The 17,013-nt window shown below is 67.3% G+C and carries 13 protein-coding genes and 2 pseudogenes; 3 read left to right on the top strand and 12 right to left on the bottom strand.

All coding sequences use genetic code 11. The features are described 5' to 3' along the window. Positions 1 to 5: 5 nt before the first annotated feature. The 7 genes from CSC76_RS01235 to ccoN all read right to left on the bottom strand — a co-directional run bounded on the left by CSC76_RS01235 (position 6) and on the right by ccoN (position 5,668). Positions 6 to 527 carry a FixH family protein gene (locus CSC76_RS01235; protein WP_162108242.1) on the bottom strand — a complete coding sequence of 174 codons (522 nt, stop codon included), beginning with the start codon at positions 525 to 527 and terminating at the stop codon, positions 6 to 8. Next, positions 524 to 2,113 carry a 4Fe-4S dicluster domain-containing protein gene (locus CSC76_RS01230; protein ID WP_162108241.1) on the bottom strand — a complete coding sequence of 530 codons (1,590 nt, stop codon included), beginning with the start codon at positions 2,111 to 2,113 and terminating at the stop codon, positions 524 to 526. The genes CSC76_RS01235 and CSC76_RS01230 overlap by 4 nt, the downstream gene beginning before the upstream one ends. A 120-nt stretch (positions 2,114 to 2,233) precedes the next feature. Then, complete coding sequence (locus CSC76_RS01225) at positions 2,234 to 2,530, bottom strand: hypothetical protein (RefSeq protein WP_162108240.1); 297 nt, start codon at positions 2,528 to 2,530, stop codon at positions 2,234 to 2,236. Continuing rightward, a complete protein-coding gene (gene ccoP / locus CSC76_RS01220; protein WP_162108239.1) occupies positions 2,527 to 3,456 on the bottom strand; it encodes a cytochrome-c oxidase, cbb3-type subunit III in 930 nt (309 codons plus the stop codon). The genes CSC76_RS01225 and ccoP overlap by 4 nt, the downstream gene beginning before the upstream one ends. Next, positions 3,453 to 3,593: a cbb3-type cytochrome oxidase subunit 3 gene (locus CSC76_RS01215; protein WP_162108238.1), complete on the bottom strand. Its 141-nt coding sequence runs from the start codon at positions 3,591 to 3,593 to the stop codon at positions 3,453 to 3,455. Before CSC76_RS01215 ends, ccoP begins: the two co-directional genes overlap by 4 nt. Before the next feature lie 3 nt (positions 3,594 to 3,596). Continuing rightward, on the bottom strand, positions 3,597 to 4,217 hold the full coding sequence (ccoO, locus tag CSC76_RS01210) for a cytochrome-c oxidase, cbb3-type subunit II (protein WP_162108237.1): 621 nt from the start codon (positions 4,215 to 4,217) through the stop codon (positions 3,597 to 3,599). A gap of 11 nt (positions 4,218 to 4,228) precedes the next feature. After that, positions 4,229 to 5,668 carry a cytochrome-c oxidase, cbb3-type subunit I gene (gene ccoN, locus CSC76_RS01205; protein ID WP_162108236.1) on the bottom strand — a complete coding sequence of 480 codons (1,440 nt, stop codon included), beginning with the start codon at positions 5,666 to 5,668 and terminating at the stop codon, positions 4,229 to 4,231. 203 nt (positions 5,669 to 5,871) lie between these two features. Here ccoN and CSC76_RS01200 point away from each other — a divergent pair, with 203 nt between their 5' ends. From CSC76_RS01200 to cydX, 3 genes and pseudogenes are all read left to right on the top strand, one after another. After that, entirely contained in the window at positions 5,872 to 7,440 is a 1,569-nt protein-coding gene (locus CSC76_RS01200; protein ID WP_162108235.1) for a cytochrome ubiquinol oxidase subunit I, read from the top strand. Positions 7,441 to 7,453: 13 nt separating this feature from the next. Continuing rightward, positions 7,454 to 8,598, top strand: a pseudogene (cydB, locus tag CSC76_RS01195) (cytochrome d ubiquinol oxidase subunit II). Positions 8,599 to 8,608: 10 nt separating this feature from the next. Further along, positions 8,609 to 8,731 (top strand): cytochrome bd-I oxidase subunit CydX, encoded by a 123-nt coding sequence (cydX, locus tag CSC76_RS01190; RefSeq protein WP_162108234.1) that lies wholly within the window; start codon positions 8,609 to 8,611, stop codon positions 8,729 to 8,731. Positions 8,732 to 8,777: 46 nt separating this feature from the next. Here the strand turns inward: cydX and CSC76_RS01185 are convergent, their stop codons facing one another. The 5 genes and pseudogenes from CSC76_RS01185 to CSC76_RS01170 form a co-directional block, all read right to left on the bottom strand. Next, the gene (locus tag CSC76_RS01185) at positions 8,778 to 9,803 is read right to left on the bottom strand and encodes a response regulator (RefSeq protein WP_162108233.1); all 1,026 of its coding nucleotides are present in this window, start codon (positions 9,801 to 9,803) and stop codon (positions 8,778 to 8,780) included. Between the two features lie 4 nt (positions 9,804 to 9,807). Further along, on the bottom strand, positions 9,808 to 12,927 hold the full coding sequence (locus CSC76_RS01180; protein ID WP_338014922.1) for a PAS domain S-box protein: 3,120 nt from the start codon (positions 12,925 to 12,927) through the stop codon (positions 9,808 to 9,810). Continuing rightward, positions 12,922 to 13,128 (bottom strand): annotated as a pseudogene (locus CSC76_RS19310) (hypothetical protein); the annotation flags it as partial. The gene CSC76_RS01180 and the pseudogene CSC76_RS19310, both read right to left, overlap by 6 nt. 21 nt (positions 13,129 to 13,149) lie before the next feature. Then, positions 13,150 to 14,310: a CHASE domain-containing protein gene (locus tag CSC76_RS01175; RefSeq protein ID WP_162108231.1), complete on the bottom strand. Its 1,161-nt coding sequence runs from the start codon at positions 14,308 to 14,310 to the stop codon at positions 13,150 to 13,152. A gap of 154 nt (positions 14,311 to 14,464) precedes the next feature. After that, entirely contained in the window at positions 14,465 to 16,936 is a 2,472-nt protein-coding gene (locus tag CSC76_RS01170; RefSeq protein ID WP_238394831.1) for a methyl-accepting chemotaxis protein, read from the bottom strand. Positions 16,937 to 17,013 lie beyond the last annotated feature (77 nt).

The following is a 17,013-nucleotide window of genomic DNA, read 5'->3' as shown; positions in this document are numbered from 1 at the left end:
CGGACTCAGCCGCCCCCGCGCGCGGGGGCCAGGCGTACCGCCTGGGTGTCCTTCTGCAGGCGCCCGCGGATGCGCCACAGGCCGTCCTGCGTGGCGAGCTGGACGTTCCAGTCGTGGGACGTGTCGATCTGCGCCGGCGCGGTCCAGCCCGCGGTATCGCGGGCCAGGGTCAGGGTGGTGTCCTTCGCCGCTTCGGTCGGATGGGCCAGGGTCAGCACCAGCGGCGACGTGCCCGCGAATTCGCCCGTCACCGGCACCAGCTCCACATGGTCGGCGCGGATCTGCACGATGGCGCTGAGCTTGCGCGCGGCAGCGGCTTCGTCCGGGCCCAGGTCGGTGGTCTGGATCTGCGAGACGCGGTCCACCTTGTCCATCACCGCGTCCGCGCTGCCGGAGCGCACCGACACCACCACCAGTCCCACGCCGGCGACGATGGAGGCCAGCGGGATGCCCAGCACCACCCACATCATGGGTTCCTTCCAGAACGGGCGCTTGCGGTCGCTGGCAGGGGAGGCGTTCGACGTCATGGGGTGGGTCCGAAGTAGCTGGTGTCGACGGTCTTCTCGTTGCCGCCCTCGGTGGCGACCACGGTCAGCGTGACCGCATGACGGCCGGTGACCGTGGCGGGGGCGGTGGCGACGACCGGCAGCGAGAGCACCTGCTCGGGCTCGGCGGTCACCGTCATCTCGCCACCGCGCAGGACGATGCCGGGTGTGGGCGAAGCCAGGCTGACGCGGTAGCTGCGCGTCTGCTGGTCCTTGTTGATCAGTTTGAGCGTGTAGCTGTTCTCGACCTGTCCACCGGCGACTTCACGGTACAGCGCATTGCGGTCGCGCAGCACCTCGGCGATCAGGTCGCTGCGATGGGTCACGCCCCAGGCCCAGCCGGCGACCAGCGCCAGCAGCAGGCCGCCGTAGACGAACACGCGCGGGCGCAGCACGCGCGACGGCTTGCCGTCGATGGCGTTCTGCGTGGTGTAGCGGACCAGGCCCTGCGGATAGCCCATCTTGCCCATGACGTCGTTGCAGGCGTCGATGCAGGCGCCGCAGGCGATGCACTCGTACTGCAGGCCGTTGCGGATGTCGATGCCGGTGGGGCAGACCTGCACGCAGATCGTGCAGTCGATGCAGTCGCCCAGTTCCTCGGGCGCGAACTTCGGCAGCGGCGCCACGTCGCCCAGATCGCCGTCCCAAGTGATGGTGCCCTTGGCGTGCGCGGCCTGGCTGGCGGCGGACGGATGCTTGCCTGCCCGGAACACGTAGTCGTACGCCGTCTCCTTGGACAGCAGCCCGCGTGCGCGCTCCAGCACGCTGCCCAGGCCGCGCTTGCGCGGGCCGCGCGGTTCGCCGCGCATCGGGTCGTAGGCGATGATCAGGGTGTTGCGGTCGAACATGGCGCTCTGGAAGCGCGCGTACGGACACATGTACTTGCACACCTGCTCGCGCAGGAAGCCGGCGAAGCCCCACGTGGCCAGCGCGTAGAACAGCACCCAGAACGTCTCCCATCCGCCCCAGGCGAACGGCCACAGGCGCGCGCCCAGGTCCAGGATGGGGGTGAAGAAGCCGACGAAGGTGAAGCCCGTCCACAGCGCGAACACCGCCCACAGCACGTGCTTGCCGCCCTTGCGCAGCAGCTTGTTGGCGCTCCACGGCGCCGCGTCCAGCTTCATCCGAGCGCTGCGGTCGCCCTCGGTCCAGCGTTCCATCCACAGGAACACTTCCGTCCACACCGTCTGCGGGCAGGCATAACCGCACCACAGCCGGCCGGCCAGCGAAGTGAAGAAGAACAGCGCCATCGCCGCGATGATCAGCAACATGGCCAGGAACAGGAAATCCTGCGGCCAGAAGACCAGCCCGAACACGTAGAACTTGCGCGCCGGCAGGTCGAACAGCACCGCCTGGCGACCGTCCCATTTCACCCACGGGAACACGTAGTACATGCCCAGCAGCCACCACACCGCCGCCACGCGCAGGCGGTTGAGCGTGCCGGCGACGTCGCGCGGATAGACCTTGCGCTCGCTGACGTAGAAGGAATTGCCCTGCGCATCGACGACGTCCAGCGGAATGCGGCGCCTGGTCGAATCGGAGGGTGAGGAGGAGGCTGGCGTGGACATGGAGGGCTCTGTCTTGGCTGGCGTCATGCTCGCGCCGCGGGCGTGCACGAGGGAGCGACGGTTTGTCGCAGGTGCGTGCTTCCGCCGCGCGCAGGCGACGGGAGGACGCTGCGGGCGCGCTCAGTCCGGCGGCAGCGCGCGGTTGAAGCGGCTGGCGGGGCGCAGCAGGATCCAGGTGAACAGGCTGCTGGCCGCGGTGGCCAGCCAGAACATGAAGAAACCCAGCGTGTAGCCGAACTCGCGGCTGATCGCCAGGTCTGGGAAGGTCATGTCGCGCAGCGTCAGCGGGTCGACGAAGGCGAAGAACACCATCGTCGCCACGCCGGCCGCGAAGAAGCTGGGCCACAGCACCGCCCCGACGCGCTGCGCGAGCGGCCGGGGCGGATGGTCGAGGCGGGGCTCGGTGAAGTCGGTCATTGCGCCGCGCCGGCCGCCTGCTTGTGCGACAGCGACCATACGTACGACGCCACCAGCCGCGCGCGCGTCTCGCCGAGCAGCTCGCGGTGCGCGGGCATCACGCCATGGCGACCCTGGGTGATCGTGGTACGCATGCTCTCCTTGCTGTTGCCGTAGAGCCAGTAGCCGTCGGTCAGGTCGGGCGCGCCCAGTTCCTGGTTGCCCTTGCCGTCCACGCCGTGGCAGGCCACGCAGAGGCCATCGTACAGCGGCTTGCCCTGGGCTGCCATGAAGTTGTTCTTCATGCCTTCCTCGGGGTTGTTCAGCACGTTGACGTAGGCGATCACGTAGTCGACCGCATTGGCACCGCCCATGTTGGTCAGTGCGGTGCCCCATTCGGGCATCACGCCCTCGCGGCCATCCAGCACGGTCTGCAGCACCAGGTCCGGGGTGCCGCCCCAGTGCCAGATGTCGTCGGTCAGGTTGGGGTAGCCGGTGGCGCCCTGGCCGGACGAGCCGTGGCAGGTGGCGCAGGTGTTGTTGAAGATGGAACGGCCCAGCGCCTGCGCCTTCGGATCCTTGGCCAGCTGGTCGATCGGCTTGCCGGCGAACGGCGCGAACGTCGCCTCCAGCTTCTTGTCTTCCCGCGCCTTCTGCTGGTCGTGCTCGCCGGGGGAGGTCCACTTCGCGTAGCCGGGGATGACGCCCAGGCCGCCATACCAGGCGATGTAGCCGATGCTGAAGAAGATGGTGATGTAGAACAGGTTGATCCACCACTTCGGCAGCGGCTTGTTGTACTCGGTGAGGTCGCCATCCCACACGTGCGAGGTGTCTTCCGGCGCGGGGTCGCCGGGACGGCGGCGGCTGGTCCACCACAGCAGCCACACGCAGCCCAGGATGTTCAGTACGACCAGCGCGACGATGAATCCGATCCAACCAGCGCTCATGGGTTCTTCTCCCCTTCCTCACCCAGCGGCAGGCGCGCCGCATCCTCGAAATCGGCCTTGCGGCGCGGGCTCCACGCCCACACCCAGCCGGCCAGGAACAACACCAGCAATACCCCCGTGACGATGCCGGATACCATGGCTCAGCTCCCCCTCGGCGCGGCCTTGCCCAGCCCTTGCAGGTAGGCGACCACGGCGTCCAGTTCGGTCTTGCCCTCCACGTCGGTGGCGGCGCTGGAGATCTCGGCCTCGCTGTACGGATGGCCCAGCGTCTTCAGCGACTTCATGCGCGCGGCGACTTCGGCGCCGTCCACCGTGGCCTTCTGCAGCCAGGGGAAGGCGGGCATGTTCGACTCCGGCACCACGTCGCGCGGGTTGATCAGGTGCACGCGGTGCCAGTCGTCGGAGTAGCGTCCGCCCACGCGGGCCAGGTCTGGCCCGGTGCGCTTGCTGCCCCATTGGAACGGGCGGTCGTAGACTGATTCGCCGGCCAGCGAGTAGTGGCCGTAGCGTTCGGATTCGAAGCGCAGCGTGCGCACCATCTGCGAGTGGCAGTTGTAGCAGCCCTCGCGCACGTAGATGTCGCGGCCCGCCAGCTCCAGCGCGGGGTAGGGCTTCACGCCTTCCAGCGGCTTGATCGCCTCGGCCTGGAACATCAGCGGCACGATCTCCGCCAGTCCGCCGAAGGACACCGCCACCGCGATCAGCACCGCCATCAGGCCGACGTTCTTCTCGATTTTCTCGTGGGAATTTCCGTTGCTCATCTCGTCGGTCCTCAGGCGCGGGCTTGCGAGGCGTCGGGCGCCATGATCGGCTGCGCCGCGGTGGACTTGGCGCCCTGCAGCGTCTTCACCATGTTCCATGCCATCAGGAACATGCCGCTCAGCACCAGCAGGCCGCCCGCCAGGCGGAACAGGTAGTAGGGATAGGCGGCGTTGAGCGCTTCGACGAAGCTGTAAGTCAGCGTGCCGTCGGCGTTGGTGGCGCGCCACATCAGGCCCTGCATCACGCCGGCGATCCACATCGAGGCGATGTAGAACACCACGCCGATGGTGTGCAGCCAGAAGTGGGTGTCGATGGCCTTCACCGAGGGCATCTGCTCGCGACCGACCAGCTTGGGCAGCAGGGCGTAGACGGCGCCCACCGAGATCATCGCCACCCAACCCAGCGCGCCGGAATGCACGTGGCCGATGGTCCAGTCGGTGTAGTGGCTCAGCGAGTTGACTGTCTTGATCGACATCATGGGACCTTCGAAGGTCGACATCATGTAGAACGACAGCGAGACGATCAGGAACTTCAGGATCGGATCGGTGCGCAGCTTATGCCACACGCCCGACAGGGTCATGATGCCGTTGATGGCGCCGCCCCAGCTGGGAGCCAGCAGGATCAGCGAGAACACCATGCCCAGGCTCTGCGCCCAGTCCGGCAGCGCGGTGTAGTGCAGGTGGTGCGGGCCGGCCCACATGTACACCGCGATCAGTGCCCAGAAGTGCACGATGGACAGGCGGTAGGAGTAGATCGGGCGGCCGGCCTGCTTGGGCACGAAGTAGTACATGATCCCCAGGAAGCCCGCGGTCAGGAAGAAGCCCACCGCGTTGTGGCCGTACCACCACTGCACCATCGCGTCGACCGCGCCGCTGTACACCGGGTAGGAGGGCAGCAGGCCGGTGGGCAGCGCCAGGCTGTTGACGATGTGCAGCAGGGCCACGGCGATGATGAACGAACCGTAGAACCAGTTCGCCACATAGATGTGCTTGACCTTGCGCTTGGCGATGGTGCCGAAGAACAGCACGCCGTAGGCCACCCACACCACCGCGATCAGCACGTCGATGGGCCAGATCAGCTCGGCGTACTCCTTGCCCTGGGTCAGGCCCAGCGGCAGGGTCACGGCCGCCAGCAGGATCACCAGCTGCCAGCCCCAGAACACGAAGGCCGCCAGCTTGTCCGAGATCAGCCGTGCGTGGCTGGTCCGCTGCACCACGTGCAGGCTGGTGGCGAACAGCGCGCTGCCGCCGAAGGCGAAGATCACTGCATTGGTGTGCAGCGGGCGCAGGCGCCCGTAGCTCAGCCATGGCAGGTCGAAGTTCAATGCCGGCCAGTACAGCTGGGCGGCGATCAGCACGCCCACGGCCATCCCCACGATGCCCCAGATCACGGTCATCACCGCGAACTGGCGCACCACCTTGTCGTTATAAGTCCCCTGGACGCCTTGCATGCGGCCTCTCCTAGTTTTCCACGGCGGGATTCTCGGCCCCGGGCACCGGGGCCGCATTGATTCTGATCAAAGCTTCCGCCAGGTCCCCGGCGGAAGGGGTGCAAGGATGGAGGATAGCCCGTGCAGGGCGGGTGCGACAGATGGTCGCCCCCCTGCCGCCGACGGGCGGGTCTAGAATGCCGCCAGGTCCCAGGAGCTCCCCCATGCCCGACATGACCGTCGTCGAACTGTCCCGCCTGCAGTTCGCGCTCACCGCGATGTACCACTTCCTGTTCGTGCCCCTGACGCTGGGGCTGTCCTTCCTGATCGCCATCATGGAAAGCGTCTACGTGATGACGGGGCGCGACATCTGGCGGCGCATGACCCTGTTCTGGGGCACGCTGTTCGGCATCAACTTCGCCATGGGCGTGGCGACCGGCATCGTGATGGAGTTCCAGTTCGGCACCAACTGGTCCTACTACAGCCATTACGTGGGCGACATCTTCGGCGCGCCGCTGGCCATCGAGGGCCTGATGGCGTTCTTCCTGGAGGCGACCTTCATCGGCCTGTTCTTCTTCGGCTGGGACAGGCTGAGCAAGGTGCAGCACCTGGTGGTCACCTGGCTGGTGGCGCTGGGGTCGAACTTCTCGGCGCTGTGGATCCTGGTGGCCAACGGCTGGATGCAGAATCCCGTCGGCGCGGTGTTCAACCCCGAAACGATGCGCATGGAGATCACCGACTTCATGGCGGTGATCTTCAACCCGGTGGCGCAGGCCAAGTTCGTCCATACGGGGTCGGCCGGTTATGTCACCGGTGCGATGTTCGTGATGGCGATCAGCGCGTTCTACCTGCTGCGGGGCCGCAACATCGACTTCGCCAAGCGCTCGATGGCGGTGGCCGCCAGCTTCGGCCTGGCGGCGGCCCTGTCGGTGGTGGTGCTGGGCGACGAGAGCGGCTATGCCACCAGCGAGCACCAGAAGATGAAGCTGGCCGCGATCGAGGCCATGTGGGAGACCGAGCCGGCGCCGGCCGGTTTCAACGCCTTCGCCATTCCCGACCAGAAGAACCAGACCAACCACTACGCCCTGCATGTCCCGTACGTGATGGGCCTGATCGGCACGCGTTCGTTCAACACCGAGATGCCGGGCATCCTGGAGCTGGTGGAGCGTGCCGAGGGCCGCATCCGCAACGGCCTGCTGGGCTACGAGGCCCTGCAGCGGCTGCGCGCCGACCGCAACGACGGCACCGCGCGCGTGGTCTTCGAGGCCCATTGGCGGGACATCGGCCACGCGCTGCTGCTCAAGCGCTATCGCGAGGACATCGGCAACGCGACCGAGGCGCAGATCGCGCAGGCCGCGCACGACACCATCCCGCATGTGGCGCCGCTGTTCTGGAGCTTCCGCCTGATGGTCGGGCTGGGCTTCTACTTCATCGCCTTCTTCGCGCTGGCGTTCTGGCTGGCCAGCCGGCAGCAGCTGGACCGGTACCGCTGGTTCCTCAAGCTGGCATTCTGGAGCCTGCCACTTCCATGGGTGGCGATCGAGGCCGGCTGGCTGATCGCCGAGTACGGGCGCCAGCCCTGGATCATCGATGGGGTGTTGCCGACCTTCCTGGCCGCATCCGGGCTGAAGCTGCACCAGATCATGATCACCCTCAGCGGCTTCGTGCTGATCTACACGGTGCTGGCCATCGTCGAGGTCTGGCTGATGCGCAAGCTGATCCTGAAGGGCCCCGAGCACCTGGCTGCCCCGGCGCCCGACACCCCTTCGCCTCAACCGGCCCTGGCAGGCTGACGGGAGACTGCGGATGGACACGATTCCTCTCGACTACGCCACCCTGCGGCTGATCTGGTGGCTGCTGCTGGGCATCCTGCTGATCGGCTTCGCGGTGATGGACGGCTTCGACCTGGGGGTGGCCACGCTGCTGCCCGCGGTGGCCCGTACCGACGAGGAGCGGCGCATCGTGCTGAACGTCATCGGGCCGGTGTGGGAAGGCAACCAGGTCTGGCTGATCCTGGGCGGCGGCGCGATCTTCGCGGCGTTCCCGCCACTGTATGCGGTCAGCTTCTCGGGCTTCTACATCGCGATGTTCCTGATCCTCGTGGCGCTGATCCTGCGGCCGGTCGGTTTCAAGTTCCGCAGCAAGGTGCCCGATCCGCGCTGGCGGGCGGTATGGGACTGGGCGCTGTTCGCCAGCGGCCTGGTGCCTTCACTGGTGTTCGGCGTGGCCATGGGCAACGTGCTGCTGGGCGTGCCCTTCCACTTCGACGACACCCTGCGGGTGTACTACGAAGGCGGCCTGTTCGGCCTGCTGACGCCGTTCGCGCTGCTGTGCGGGCTGGTGAGCGTGGCGATGCTGGTGATGCACGGCGCGGGCATGCTGGCGATGAAGACGTCCGGTGCCTGGCCGCGCGCGCGCGGCGCTACGGCAGCATCGCCGCCATTGCGACGGCGGTGCTGTTCGTGATCGGCGGCATCTGGGTCGCTCGCAGCGACGGATACGCGCTGCAGGTCGCGATGGATACCGCCGGTCCGTCGAATCCGCTCGCCAAGATCGCCGTGGCGAAGCCTGGTGCGTGGATGGACAACTACGCGCGCTGGCCGGTGACCTGGCTGCTGCCGGCGATCGGAGTGGCGGGTGCGCTGCTGAGCGCCGTGCTGTTGCGCGCCGGTCGGGCGGGGTTGGCGTTCCTGGCGTCGTCGGCCAGCATCATCGGCATCATCCTGACCGAGGGCGTGGCGACGTTCCCGTTCCTACTGCCGTCGTCCACGCAGGCCGGCTCCAGCCTGACCCTGTGGGACGCCTCGTCCAGCCACATGACGTTGTTCATCATGCTGCTGGCCACGGCGTTCTTCCTGCCCATCGTCCTGCTGTACACCGCTTGGGTTTTCCGCGTGCTGCGCGGTAAGGTCGACGGCGACGGCATGGGACGCAACCCCAACGCCTACTGAGGAGAGTCGCATGTGGTACTTCAGCTGGATCCTGGGCGCCGGCCTGGCCGCGAGCTTCGCCATCCTCAATGGCATGTGGTACGAGATGCGGGAGAACGATCGCGAGGACGCCCGGACTCATCCGCCCGTGTAAGCACTGTTCGATGACGTAGCGTGACGCGCAGGACGGTGGGGGCGCCTCATGCCTCTTCCTGGATCGGATCCAGTCCGCCTGCCGCGTCGCCTTCCTGGCGATCCCAGTACGCCTTCACTTCTAGGATCTTCGGCAGGCAGGCCACGAAAGCGTCCGTCATCGCGGGATCGAAATGCGTTCCCCGGCTTTCGATGATCTTGGCGACCACCACGTCCACCGGCCAGGCCTCCTTGTACGGACGACGGCTGGCGAGGGCATCGAACACGTCGGCGATCGCCACGATGCGGGCCGACTCGGGAATGCGGTCCCCCGCAAGTCCGTGCGGATAGCCGGTCCCATCCCAACGCTCGTGATGGTTCAAAGCGACTTCCGCCGCCAGCTCGAACAGCGGCGCCTTGCTGCGGCTGAGGATCTCGTAGCCGATCAGCGTATGACGCTGCATGACGTCCCATTCGCGTGGGTTTAGCTTTCCGGGCTTCTTCAGGATCGCATCCGGAATGCCGATCTTGCCGGTGTCGTGCATGGGGGCGGCCTGTTCCAGCAGGCGGGCCCGGTCGGCCTTCCATCCGAGTGCTTCTGCAAGTACGCGCGCATAGGCGGCCATGCGCCAGATGTGGGCGCCCGTATCGGAGTCGTTGTAGTGTCCGGCCACGCTCAGCATCTGGATGGCGTCCTCGTAGCTCTTGCTCAGCGCGGAGGTCCGCACCAGCGAAAGATGCGTGTTGACGCGCGCGCGCAGGATGAACGGCGAGACCGGTTTGGTGATGTAGTCCACTCCGCCGCATGCGAAGCCGGTCCGCTCGTCCACCTCCCGGTCCAGCGCAGTGACGAAGATGATGGGGATGTGCTCGGTCGCCGCACGCGCCTTCAGTGCCCATGCGACTTCGTAGCCGTCCATCCCGGGCATCTCCACGTCCAGCAACACCAGGCTGGGGGCGTGCTTTTCGGCTGCGCGCAGCGCCTGGTCTCCGTCGCGGGCGAACACCAGCCGGTAGTCCTCGCCTAGGATCTGGCGGAACAGCGCCAGGTTGTTGGGTTCGTCGTCCACGCAGAGGATCGGTCCGGTCGGCATGCCTTCAGTCCTCGCCTGGCATCGGGGGTGTACGGGTGGCGTCCGCGATGGGGCGCTCCAGCAGCACCCTCACTTCTGCTTCGGCAGCGCGGTAGTCGAACTCCTCGACATGCATGACCAGGCGGCGGCGGGCTTCTTCCGGAATCGTGGCGGGAACCCCTTCCAATGCCCGTTCGATGGTGTCGGCGTCGTCACTGTCCAGCGCCGCCAGCAGCGCCTCAAGCGCGATGACGGGATCGATGGCGGCGGTGGCGACCGCAGCCACGTCGGGCATCTGGCCCGATTCCACGTATTGAGCGACGTCATCCAGCGTCTCTTGGAGGGTCAGGCGCAGGTTGGGAAGCAGATCGCCAACCTCGGCGCCTTCTCGCAGCTGCTCCTCGATGTCGCTGCTGATGGCGACCAGGCTGGGCATCGCCAGTGAAGCGGCGGCGCCCCGCATCCGGTGCATGTCGGCGCAAGCCAGCATCGTGTCATGCCGTGACAGGGCAGCTTCCAGCGTCTCCACCAGGTTGCCGTAGCGACGCGCGAACTGGATGAGGTAGCGCTTGTAGGGGCCCGCGTCGCGCCAGTACACCAGGCCTCGTTGCACATCGAGCAGTTGTGGATCGATGTTCTCGGGGACATCGACGGGCCTCACGGGGGCTGCCGGAGGGTCCGCGAGGCCAAGCTTGGCGGGTTCTCGGGATGACGGCGCGGGCGCGCAGTGCGCAATCGCAGCGATCAGATCCGGGACTTCGAAGGGTTTGGCGACGAAGGCATTCATGCCGACGGCCAGCGCTGCATCCTGCTGCGGCTTGAAGGCTCCGGCCGTGAGCGCGATCACCGGCAGGTCCGCCAGCAGCGGCAGCGCCCGTATGCGCCGTGTGGCCTCGTACCCATCCATGACCGGCATCTGCACATCCATCAGCACCGCATCGAAGCGATCCCGAGCTTTGCGCAGCAGATCCAGTGCCTCGCGACCGTCGCAGGCCTGGGTCACGCGGGCGCCTTCGCCTTCCAGGATGCGTTGAGCGACCTCGCGGTTGATCTCGCTGTCGTCCACCACCAGAAGGCGGTAGCCCGTGAGCCGTTGACCGGACGCTGGCGGGGCACGGTGACCGCGCAGGCCGGGATCACGCCGCGCCAGCACCTCGTTGATGGCGTTGTAGAGCATCGATGCCGTCACCGGCTTGGTGAGCACCGCGTCGACCGTGTCCCGATGTGGTTCATGGTCGACCAACCTGCGCTCGAACGCCGTCACCATGATGATGATGGGCTGCTGCGAGGTCTGCAGGCGGCCGCGGATGTCGGCGGCGGCACTCAGGCCGTCTCCGCCGGGCATCTGCCAGTCCATCAGCACCACGTCGCAGGGCGCGGCGTCGGGCGACGTGACGCGCGCGATCGCCTGCGTGCCGGATTCCGCCTCCTCGGCCGTCCAGCCGAATCCCTGGATGACCCTGCTCAGGTGTTCGCGTGCCATGTCGTGATCGTCCACCACCAGGACGTGCCACGGACCGCGATACGGCATGGCATCCCCGGGCGCATCCGCCAGCGGAAACGCCAGGTCGAAATGGAAGCGACTTCCCTCGCCGGGCGTGCTGTCCACGTGCAGGGTGCCGCCCATCAGGGCGACCAGCCGCTTGCAGATGCTCAGTCCGAGGCCGGTACCCCCGAAGCGGCGCGTGGTCGACGAATCGACCTGCGAGAAGGGGGAGAAGATCATCGCCTGCTTCTCGGGTGGAATCCCGATGCCCGTGTCGCTCACCACGAATCGCAGGCGCACGGTCCCCGGTTCGCTGTCGGGAAGCCGGCACACGCTCAGCGACACCTCGCCGTATTCGGTGAACTTGATGGCGTTGCTGACCAGGTTGATCAGCACCTGGCCCAGGCGCAGCGCGTCGCCGCGCAGATGGCGTGCGCCCTCCGGTACGGGCGATACCAGCATCTCCACGGTCTGCGCATCGACGGCCGAGCCCATCAGCGTGGCCACGTTGTCCAGCACTTCCGCCAGGTCGAACGGCGCTTCCTCGACTTCGATGCGACCGGCCTCGATCTTCGAGAAGTCCAGCACGTCGTTGATGATGCTGAGCAACGAACGTGCGGCAAGGTTGATCTTCCGGATCATGTCCTCGGCCACGGCCGGAAGATCCACCCGGTCCAGCAGGTACAGCATGCCGAGAATGGCGTTCATCGGCGTGCGGATTTCATGGCTCATGTTGGCCAGGAAGTCGCTCTTGGAGCGGTTGGCCTGTTCGGCGGCGCTGATCGCCTCGTGCAACTCCGAGTCGCGTTGTTTCTGCTCGGTCAGATCCGACGCCATCACCAGGAAGCCGGACGCCTGGCCCCGTTCGTCGCGCAGGGCGCTGACATTCAGTGCCACCGGCAGGCGCGTGCCTTCGCGGCGCACGTAGGTCCACTCCGCGATGTCGCTGCCGGCGGCCGTGGTCAGGCTGGCAATCTGGGCGAAGGTCGCGCCGACATGGCTTTCGTGGCGCGCGGACAGGGCGAGCGAGCGCGACCACAGCTCCGCATCGTCGTGCAGGACATCGATGCTGGTGTCGCCGGCGGTCACCTCGTCGGCGGAGTAGCCGAGCATGCGTTCGGCCGCGGGATTGAACAGGGTGATGCGACCCTGCGGATCGGTGGCGACGATGGCATAGCCGGCATGTTCCAGGATCGCGCCGAGCCGGGAGGAGTAGGTCCGGATCTGCTCGGTGCGTTCGAGTACCTGCTGCTCGAGCGTCGCATTGAGGCGCATGATGCCTTCCTCATTGCGCTTGCGCTCCGTGATGTCGATGATGAACGCGAGCGCGAAACGTCCCTCGGCCGTGTGGATCGGATTCAGGCCGATCTCGATCGGCACGCGCGTGCCGTCGCGCCGCAGCCCGTAGAGATCCCGACCCGCTCCCATAGGACGCGCCTGGGGTTCGCCGAAGTAATGTGCGATGTAGCCTGCGTGGTGGCCGCGCACGTCCTCGGGCAGCAGGCGCTCCATGGGCTTGCCCAGCAGCTCCGCACGGGCATAGCCGAACAGCTCCTCGGCCTTGGCGTTGGCCAGTTGGATGCGACCTGCCTGGTCCACCATCAGGATCGCGCTGGGCGAGGCCTCCACCACGCGCCGGAACTGCTCTTCCGCGCGCACGTGGCGTGAAATGTCGCGCAGGAAGAGCGACGCGCCCTGCGCGTTGCCGGCCGCGTCCCTGAGAACGGACAGGCTCGCCAGCACATCGATCATGGCGCCGTCCCTGCGACGCAGTCGAAGCGCGGCGCCTTCCAGGGCCGAGGAGAAGTCGTCGAACGCCGGCTTCCCGGCCTCATCGATCATGACGTCCGGCATCGAACGCCCGAGCGCCTCGGCTGCGGCCTATCCCAGCGTCTGCCCGGCCGCGTCGTTCCACAGGGTGATCCGGCCCGCGGCGTCGCAAGCGATGATCGCTTCGGTGGAGCCGGACACCAGCCCGGCCCACTGGGCGTGCTCGAGGGCGGCTGCCCGCCGCCGCTCGCGAGCCGTGGCGACCAGGTACCACACCGTCACGCTCAATAAGCCCAGTCCTGCGGTCGCCGCGGCGACCAGCCAGGGGGAGGGCAGACCGAGTCCGTTCACGAAGGCGGGTCTTGCCGCGAAATGCACGATCCAGTCCCGCCCATGGATGCGGAGGCGGCGCTCCGCACGCAGGGGTGCCGACTGCACCGATGTGAAATCGCCGCTGGCGTAGAAGGGGCCGCGGCGAGCGTTCTCGCCGGCATCCGAGAGCGCCAGTGCATAAGCGCTCTCCGCCTGCTCGATCCGCTGGAGGACCGCGTCGATGCTCAGCGGCGCGAAGGCCCACCCTTGCGTGGCCGCCCAGCGCGCATCCGCGGTGTCCAGCGGACGTCCGGCGGCATAGACGGGTAGCAGCAGCAGGAAGCCATGCCGGGTGCGTCCGGCTTCCTGTACCAGCGTGATCGGGCGCGACAGCGTCGCCTGCCCGCTGCGTGCGGCGGTGAGCGCGGCGTCGCGTCGCGCCGGATCGGAGGCGATATCCAGGCCGATGGCTTCTTCGTTGCCCGCCGTCGGCTCCAGATAGCGGATGACGAAGCGCTCGCCGGCGTTCGGCGCCAGCCCGCGCACGGTGAAGTCGGTGACGCCGTCTTCCCGTGCCTGCCGCACGAACTGCGCCTCCTCCTGCGCCGGCACGCGCTGGATATAGCCGTAACCGCGGATGCCTGGAAACTCCTGCGCATAGTCGCGCGATGCGCTGTACGCACGGAAGCGCTCCAGATCCAGTTGCGGACCGGCCGCGATGATCGCGCCACGCGCGCCGCGCAGGCCATGTTCGAATGCGGCCAGCTGCCCCCGCAGGGCGGACGTCGCAGCGTCCGCGATCTGCCCGAACCGGAACGCCTGGCGACGCTCGTTGGCACGGTGCTGCAATACGCCCGCCACGATCGCCAGCGCCAGGACCGCCAGGCAGAGGCCAAGCGCCGTCCAACGGCGGGCATGCGGCCGTCGCGGATCAGACCCCTGCGTTCCCTGCTCCCCCATGCACTCCTCCGCATGTCTCCCAGACATGGGCCCTCCGACAGCAGGGCCGCGGCAAGCACGACGGCCCTACTCTAGGCTAGTGTGAGGTGACGCTCAAGGCGTTCGCTGGCACGCCTTCCCCGGGATGAGCGGGACGTAGCGGCCGGCTCCAGGCTCAGGCGACCACAGCTTCGGCCCGGGTCGTCCGGGAGCGCGCGCCGCGATCGTCTGCGGGCATGCCGTCGTCGGTCTTGAACGTGGCGACGCTGAGTCCCAGGTCGCGCGCCTGCTGTTCCATCGCGCGTGCGGCAGCCGAGGCTTCCTCCACCAGCGCGGCATTCTGCTGCGTGGTTTCGTCGATCTGGATGATCGAGCCGTTCACCTGATCGATGCCGGCCGCCTGCTCCTGCGAGGCCGCGGCGATCTCCGCCATGATGCCGCTGACACGCTGGACTGCGGCGACCACATTGACCATCGAATCGCCGGCCTCGCCCACCAATGCGGAGCCGTCCCTGATGCTGTCCACCGACGCTTCGATCAACTGCTTGATCTCCTTCGCGGCCGTGGCCGAGCGCTGCGCGAGGGTCCGCACTTCGCTCGCGACCACGGCGAAGCCGCGGCCCTGGTCGCCCGCCCGCGCGGCCTCGACGGCGGCGTTGAGCGCCAGGATGTTGGTCTGGAAGGCGATGCCGTCGATGACGGAGATGATCTCGGAGATTCGACGTGAGGACTGCTCGATCTGGGCCATCGTCTCCACCGCGCGGCCGACGATCCTGCCGCCATCGGCGGCAACGCCCGAGGCGGACAGCGCGTGTGCGTTCGCCTGGCGGGCCGAATCGGCGTTCTGGCGCACGGTGGAGGTCAGTTCCTCCATCGAGGCAGCCGTTTCTTCGAGGTTCGCCGCCTGCATCTCGGTGCGGCGGGCCAGGTCCGTGTTGCCTGCGGCGATCTCGCTTGCCGCCGTGTTGATGGACTGGGTGGCATCCTGGATACCGGAAACGATGCGCTTGAGCTGCCCCACGGTGGCGTTTGCGTCGTCGCGCATCGTCGCGAAGACGCCGTGGAATTCGCCCCGCATCGTGTGCGTCAGGTCGCCTCCGGCGACCGCCTTCAGCAGCGCGGACAGTGCGGCGAGATTGCCCTCGGTGGTGTCCATCAGCCGGTTGAGGCTGGCTACCATGTCATGGAAATCGTGTTGGTAGGCATGGGCCTCGCCCCGTTGCGAGAAATCGCCTGCCGCGGCGGCCGCCGCCAGGCGCTTGATGTCCGCGTTGATCGCCTGCAGGTTGCGCTTGGCCTGGTCCATGGCGGCGGTGAGCACGGCCTTCTCCCCGGGCAGGACGTCCATGTCGACCGAAAGGTCGCCGATCGCATAGCGCTGGATCACCTCCACCAGCCGCATCTTGACCCGGATGTGCGAAGCCACCAGTTCGTTGGTGCCGCGCACCATCTCACCGAAGCCGCCGGGGAACGCGCTGTCATCGCAACGGAAACTGATGGTGCCTTCCTCATGCTTCGCCGCCATCTCGCGTTGCGACTCGACTACGTGACGGATGGTCGACTGCATGTCGCGCATGCTCATCAGAAGCTGGCCGACCTCGTCGCGATAGCGCGATGGGATGGGGGTATCGAGATCGCCCTGCGAGATCCGTCCAGCCACCTTCGCCGCGTGACGGATGCCGCGGGTGATCGCGCGGACGGTGTACCAGGACGCTCCCAGGACGAGCGCCATGAGCAGCGCCACCATCGCCGCTCCGATAACCATCTTCGTGCGCGCGGTGCGCAGATGCGCGGCCGACTGGGATTCCAGTTCGGCGAGCGCTGCGGCTTCGCCGGCGTCGAGCCTTGCCGCTAGTGCAGACAGTGCGGCCGGGTCCGCGTGCGTATCGTCCGCGGTGTAAGCGTCCTTCACCGCGGCGTGGGCGGTGCGGAGGGCGGGTCCTGTGCTCCCGGCCAACGAAAGGGCCTTGTCCATCTCCCGGACATAGCCGCCCAGTTCCCGATGGAATATGTCGCGCAGCGCTTCCCGATGCGCGTCCTCGGTGTCGGGGCCCCGGCGGTGGATGTCAGCTCGCAGCGTGGCCAACGCGCTGCCGGCCCTCGGCAGAGCCTGGCTGGTGCCCAGCATCAGGTGGTAGCTCTCCGCGTGCGGCGTGTAGACCAGCAGGCTCTCATCACCCAGCGTCTCGACGGCCTGCAGGGCCTGTTCGACATGGTCACCGATCGACGGGTCATCGTGCGCAAGATCGCGCAAGACGCGCCAATCCTGGGCCAGTTTCCCGATGCGGGCAGCGCTGCCGCTCAGATGTGGCTGGGCAGCCGCGGACATGGCCGCTTTTTCGTAGAGGTCGGTGATGTCGGCTTGGGCTTCGGTCGAAGCCGGGTCGCCAGCACCACGACGCAGATTGAGGGCGCTGACCACGTCCAGCATGTTCTCCAGCGCTGGCATGCTCGCCAGCTCCGTGCGATTCACTTCCAGTTTTTCTCGCAGCTGCGCCAGGTAGGCCAACGACGGCACCAGGATGCCGACGGTGGAAAGGCAGCAGATCAGGGTCAGCTTGAAGGCTGTCGTGCGGTTGTTCCAGGCATTAAGGAAAGTATTCATTCTCATGTCCGTGTTCGGTCGTCTGGTCTTCTTCGCAGGCATTAGCGGCGCTCGTGAGGGAACCTGAGACGGGCAGCCTTAGACCTTCGCAGGGGGTAGCGCGCGAGCCGGGGACGAAG

This window comes from Pseudoxanthomonas mexicana (genome assembly GCF_010093385.1).
Classification (GTDB): Bacteria; Pseudomonadota; Gammaproteobacteria; order Xanthomonadales; family Xanthomonadaceae; genus Pseudoxanthomonas_A; species Pseudoxanthomonas_A mexicana.
The sequence above is the reverse complement of the archived record's forward strand: the minus strand, read 5'-3'. Positions and strand labels throughout refer to the sequence as shown.